Consider the following 541-nt stretch of genomic DNA (forward strand, 5'->3'; position numbering starts at 1 on the left):
GATTCACTTAGCGGACAAGGCGCATTTGAAACTAAGATCTTTAATTGACCATTTGATGCCACAAGTCTCTTCGATACAGGATTTAAAAGAGCATTTACTTCGGCACGGATACAAAACCTATGTCGGGCGGGGCATTGCATTTTTTCACATGCAGACTAAAATGAAGGTGAAAGGCTCTGATATCGGAAGGGATTACTCGCTGGCTTCATTGGAAAATTGGATGAGTCAAACTGCTAGCACAACCCAGAATCCCGAGCTTAAAAAAAGAAAGAGAAAAAGAAGAAGAATGGGCCTTCATTTGTAAATGGTAGGCTAAACCAAACCAATAACCTATTTTAGCCCAAAAAACCGTTGCACCCATGAAGATTAAAGCAATTAAATTCTTTTCCCCAGAGGAAAACCTACCAGAAACCAAGGCGGTTGAAAAAGAAACACCACTTCCCGCAGGCTACATTTCCAATTCCGGCAAGCTTGTATTCCCGGCCGCTGCATTGCGCGATCTGGGAATTGACCCCGAGTCTACTAAGTTCAAAATCGGCAC

Annotated in this window: 2 pseudogenes; both read left to right on the forward strand. The window is 43.1% G+C overall.

Going from position 1 to position 541, the window contains the following annotated elements:
• A pseudogene (locus tag LZD49_RS35430) lies at positions 1 to 304 on the forward strand (relaxase/mobilization nuclease domain-containing protein); the annotation flags it as partial.
• Positions 305 to 359: 55 nt separating this feature from the next.
• A pseudogene (locus LZD49_RS35435) lies at positions 360 to 541 on the forward strand (hypothetical protein); the annotation flags it as partial.

Source organism: Dyadobacter sp. CY261, assembly GCF_021440085.1.
Classification (GTDB): domain Bacteria; phylum Bacteroidota; class Bacteroidia; order Cytophagales; family Spirosomataceae; genus Dyadobacter.